This is a genomic window from Streptomyces sp. MnatMP-M17 (assembly GCF_900091995.1).
Classification (GTDB): Bacteria; Actinomycetota; Actinomycetes; order Streptomycetales; family Streptomycetaceae; genus Streptomyces.
Window position 1 is genome coordinate 1 of sequence record NZ_FMDK01000575.1, and the last position, 5,172, is coordinate 5,172.

Sequence of the window (5,172 nt, forward strand, 5' to 3'; positions counted from 1 at the left end):
CACGGAGGGCCCCGCCGCTGTGCTCGCCCGGCTCGCGGTGTACGTGGACGGCTGGGCGGCGCTGTACGACGCCTCGGGAGCGGTCGTCGCCTCCGCGCCCGAGTGGGCCGCGCGGCGGGCCGCCCGGCTCACGGCCGATGTGGAACGGCTGCGGGAGCGGTCCGCGCCCGCGAGCGCTGTGCTCGGCGACCCGGCGGGCGCGAACGCCGACGACCGGGTGGAACTCCAGTCCCTGGGCACCGGACGGCGTGTCCGCGGCGCGCTCGCCGTCGGTACGGAGGGTGCGCTGGGCACGGCGGAGCGGTACGCGGTGCACTCGGCGATCGCTCTGCTGACGCTGACGACGGAGCGTTCGAGCGGCCTGCGGGCGGCGGAGCAGCGCCTCGGTTCCGCGGTCCTGCGCATGCTGCTGTCCGGACAGCCCGACCACGCCCGGGCGGTGGCGGGCGATCTCTACGGCGGACTGCTCGACGCGCCGTCCCGGCTGCTGATCGCGGAATCGGTCGAGACCACTGCCGAGGATCCGCTGCCCTCGTTCACCGAGACACTGGAGGCGGCAGCCGCACGGGCCGGAGAAGCGGTGCTGGCGGTGCCCGACGGCGAGGGACCGCGGCTGGTGGTGCTCGCGGTGGACGGCGGAGCGGTGGTCGGGGCGGCCGAGGAGTACGCCGCCACGGAGGCGGCGGAGGCGGGCGTCTTCATAGGCCTGTCCGCGCCGACGGGCCCGATCGCCGCGGCGGGCGCGTACAAACAGGCCGAACAGGCGCTGTCGGTGGCCCACCGCAGAGGCCGCGCGCTGGTCGAGCACGAGGAGCTGGCGGCGGGCTCGATCCTCCCGCTGCTCGCGGACGACGCGGTACGGGCCTTCGCGGACGGCATGCTCCGCGCGCTGTACGAACACGACGCCAAGGGCCGTGGCGATCTGGTCGCCTCGCTCCGCGCCTGGCTGTCCCGGCACGGCCAGTGGGACGCGGCGGCGGCCGATCTGGGCGTGCACCGGCATACGCTGCGCTACCGGATGCGGCGGGTCGAGGAGATCCTGGGCCGCTCGCTGGACGATCCGGACGTCCGGATGGAGCTGTGGCTGGCGCTGAAGACGACGACACGCGCGGAGGCCACGCAGCCGCCGGAGTGACGTCGCACGGGTGCGTCCGCCGACCGCGTATACGCCCACCGCGTAGCCCTGTATACGCCCACCGCGTAGCCCTGCCAGGACCGGGAAGGAACCGGATGGGCGAGGCTTCCCGCCGTACCCGACAAAGCGTCGTACGCGCCGCGCCTCACCACTCCACCTCGGACAACCCGCCACCCGCCTCCGCACGCCTACCGTGGAGACGGACAACCCCGCACCATCACCCACGCGGACCAATCACGCGGACTACTCGGAAGGGCCCGGACTCGCTATGACTTCCACCCACGCCTTCTGGCTCGCCGGCCGCCAGGCCACCGGCGAGGACACCCTCGATGTCACCTCTCCCTGGGACGGCCGGCTCGTCGGCACCGTCGCCGTGCCGACCGACGCCCAGGTCGAGGAGGCCGTCGCCGCCGCGTACTCCGTGCTGAACGAGTTCGCCGCGACACCCGCGCATGTACGCGCCACCGCGCTCGACCATGTCTCCCGCAGGCTTGCCGAGCGCGCCGAGGAGGTCGCCCGGCTGATCTCCGCCGAGAACGGCAAGCCCCTCAAGTGGGCCCGTGGCGAGGTCGGCCGCGCCGTCTCCGTCTTCCGGTTCGCCGCCGAGGAGGCCCGCCGGTTCAACGGCGGCGAGGCCCAGCGTCTCGACACGGACGCGGGCGGCGCCGGCCGGCTCGCGCTGACCCGGCGCTTCCCGCGCGGCGCTGTCCTCGGTATCGCGCCGTTCAACTTCCCGCTCAACCTCTGCGCCCACAAGATCGCTCCCGCCATCGCCGTCGGCGCGCCGATCATCCTCAAGCCCGCTCCGGCGACGCCTCTCTCCGCGCTCCTCCTCGGCGAGCTGCTCGCCGAGACTGCCCTGCCCGCCGGCGCCTGGTCCGTACTGCCCGTACCGAACGACCGGATGCCCGCCCTCGTCCAGGACGAGCGGCTGCCGGTGATCTCGTTCACCGGCTCCGACAAGGTCGGCTTCGCGATCATGGACTCCGTACCGCGCAAGCACTGCACGCTCGAACTCGGCGGCAACGGCGCGGCCGTCGTCCTCGCCGACTACGCGAGCGAGCAGGACCTGGACTGGGCGGCGACCAGGATCGCGACCTTCGCCAACTACCAGGGCGGCCAGTCCTGTATCTCCGTCCAGCGCGTGATCGCGGACGCCTCGGTGTACGAGCGGCTCGTGCCCAGGATCGTCGCCGCCGTCGAGGCCCAGGTCACGGGCGATCCCGCCGACGACGCCACCGATGTGGGACCGCTCGTCAGCGAGGACGCCGCCAAGCGCGTCGAGGCCTGGGTCGAGGAGGCCGTACAGGCCGGTGCCCAGCTGCTCGCGGGCGGCAAGCGGGACGGCGCGTCCTACGCGCCCACCGTCCTCTCCGAGGTCCCGGCGGACGCAACGGTCTCCTGCGAGGAGGTCTTCGGGCCCGTTCTGACGCTCCGTCGGGCCGAGAGCGAGACCGAGGCGTTCGAGTCGGTCAACGACTCGAAGTACGGTCTTCAGGCCGGTGTGTTCACCCATGACCTCCAGGCCGCGTTCCGTGCCCACCGCGCCCTTGAGGTGGGCGGTGTGATCATCGGCGACGTTCCTTCGTACCGCGCCGACCAGATGCCGTACGGCGGTGTCAAGCAGTCCGGCGTGGGCCGCGAGGGTGTGCGCTTCGCAATGGACGACTACACCTACGAGCGCGTCATGGTGTTCACGGGCCTCACGCTCTGAGCAGCCTCCCGGGCAGCCTCCGGGCATGTACGCCGGGCCGACGGCCGGAGTCCGCGGTACAGGAACTCCGGCCGTTCGCGTACCCACGGGATCCGCACCGGTCCACGGTCCACAACTGGTGGGGACGGCATTAATCGGGTAGATACGGACGAGTAGCACCAGCCGGTAAAACCCACATCGGACCCGACTCCGCGGCGAGGTGAGTTCCTCATGTCCGCCCCATCCGCACCCTCAGCAGCATCTGCCCCGCAGGAACCGCAGGGCAAGCCCAAGGTCTCCGAGCGCGAGGCGCGCCAGGTCGCCGAAGCCGCCCGTGAACAGGGCTGGCGCAGGCCGAGCTTCGCCAAGGAGATGTTCCTCGGCCGCTTCCGGCTCGATCTCATCCATCCGCATCCGCTGCCCGCTCCGGACGACGTCCGCCGCGGGGAGGAGTTCCTGGCGAAGCTGCGCGCTTTCTGCGAGACGGAGATCGACGGCGCGCTCATCGAGCGCGAGGCCCGTATCCCCGACCAGGTGATCAACCGGCTCAGGGAATTGGGCGCGCTCGGGATGAAGATCGACACGAAGTACGGCGGCCTCGGCCTCACTCAGGTGTACTACAACAAGGCGCTGGCCCTGATCGGCTCCGCGAGCCCCGCGATCGGCGCGCTCCTCTCCGCGCATCAGTCGATCGGCGTACCGCAGCCGCTCAAAATCTTCGGCACGCAGCAGCAGAAGGAGACGTTCCTGCCACGGCTGGCCCGTACGGACATCTCGGCCTTCCTGCTCACCGAGCCGGACGTGGGCTCCGATCCGGCCCGGCTCGCGACGACGGCCGTGCCCGACGGCGACGCGTATGTCCTCGACGGTGTGAAGCTCTGGACCACCAACGGCGTCGTCGCCGATCTGCTCGTGGTGATGGCCCGGGTGCCCGCCTCCGAGGGCCACAAGGGCGGTATCACGGCGTTCGTCGTAGAGGCGGACTCGCCGGGCATCACCGTCGAGAACCGCAATGCCTTCATGGGCCTGCGCGGTCTGGAGAACGGAGTGACGCGCTTCCACCAGGTCCGCGTTCCCGTCGCGAACCGGATCGGTCCCGAGGGCGCCGGTCTCAAGATCGCCCTCACCACGCTCAACACCGGCCGGCTCTCACTGCCCGCGATGTGCGTGGGCGCGGGCAAGTGGTGTCTGAAGATCGCCCGAGAGTGGTCGGCGGCCCGTGAGCAGTGGGGCAGGCCGGTCGGCCGTCACGAGGCCGTGGGCGAGAAGATCTCCTTCATCGCCGCGACCACGTTCGCGCTGGAGGCGATGGTCGATCTGGCGTCCCAGATGGCCGACGAGGACCGCAACGACATCCGGATCGAGGCGGCCCTGGCCAAGCTGTACGGCTCGGAGATGGGCTGTCTGATGGCCGACGAGCTGGTCCAGATCCGCGGCGGCCGTGGCTTCGAGACGGCGGAGTCGCTGGCGGCCCGCGGCGAACGCGCCGTACCCGCCGAGCAGATGCTCCGCGATCTGCGGATCAACCGGATCTTCGAGGGCTCCACGGAGATCATGCATCTGCTGATCGCCCGCGAGGCCGTCGACGCCCATCTCTCCGTGGCGGGAGACATCATCGATCCGGACAAGTCCCTCTCCGACAAGGCCAGGGCGGGCGCGCAGGCAGGGAAGTTCTACGCGCGCTGGCTGCCGAAGCTGGTCGCGGGACCGGGCCAGCTGCCGGGCTCCTACGGTGAGTTCCACCGGCCGGGCCATCCGGATCTGTCGGTACATCTGCGTTATGCCGAGCGGGCCGCGCGCAAGCTCGCCCGCTCCACGTTCTACGCCATGTCGCGCTGGCAGGGCCGGATGGAGACCAAGCAGGGCTTCCTCGGCCGGATCGTCGACATCGGTGCGGAGCTGTTCGCGATGAGCGCGGCCTGTGTACGGGCGGAACTGCTCCGTACGAACGGGGACCACGGGCGCGAGGCGTACCAACTGGCGGACGCCTTCTGCCGGCAGGCCCGTATCCGCGTCGAGGAGCTCTTCGCCCGTCTGTGGTCCAACACCGACGAACTCGACCGCAAGGTCGTGAGCGGTGTTCTCGCCGGCCGGTACACCTGGCTGGAGGACGGCATCATCGATCCGAGCGGCGACGGCCCCTGGATCGCCGACGCCACGCCGGGCCCTTCGAGCCGTCCGGACGTCCACCGCCACATCCGCTGAGCGCAGGCCGGTCCGTCCGCCGATCTGCCGGGCCGCACCCGGGGCCGCGTCCTTCGAGGGCGCGGCCCCGGGCCGTCGGCCTAGGGCCTCTCGTTTGGATCTTGCCGGGCTCGCGTGCCCGCAGTGACATCAGCCGCTG

3 protein-coding genes are annotated in these 5,172 nt (G+C 71.4%); all 3 read left to right on the forward strand.

Features of this window, described 5'->3' with window-relative positions:
* On the forward strand, window positions 1–1,135 hold a 1,135-nt coding region (locus GA0115259_RS24745), incomplete at its 5' end, for a PucR family transcriptional regulator (protein WP_107469253.1).
* 268 nt (window positions 1,136–1,403) lie between these two features.
* Window positions 1,404–2,849 (forward strand): aldehyde dehydrogenase family protein, encoded by a 1,446-nt coding sequence (locus GA0115259_RS24750; protein WP_093601125.1) that lies wholly within the window; start codon window positions 1,404–1,406, stop codon window positions 2,847–2,849.
* A 210-nt stretch (window positions 2,850–3,059) separates the two neighbouring features.
* Window positions 3,060–5,033, forward strand: coding sequence for an acyl-CoA dehydrogenase family protein (locus GA0115259_RS24755; RefSeq protein WP_093601127.1), 1,974 nt, complete (start codon window positions 3,060–3,062; stop codon window positions 5,031–5,033).
* Window positions 5,034–5,172: the final 139 nt, after the last annotated feature.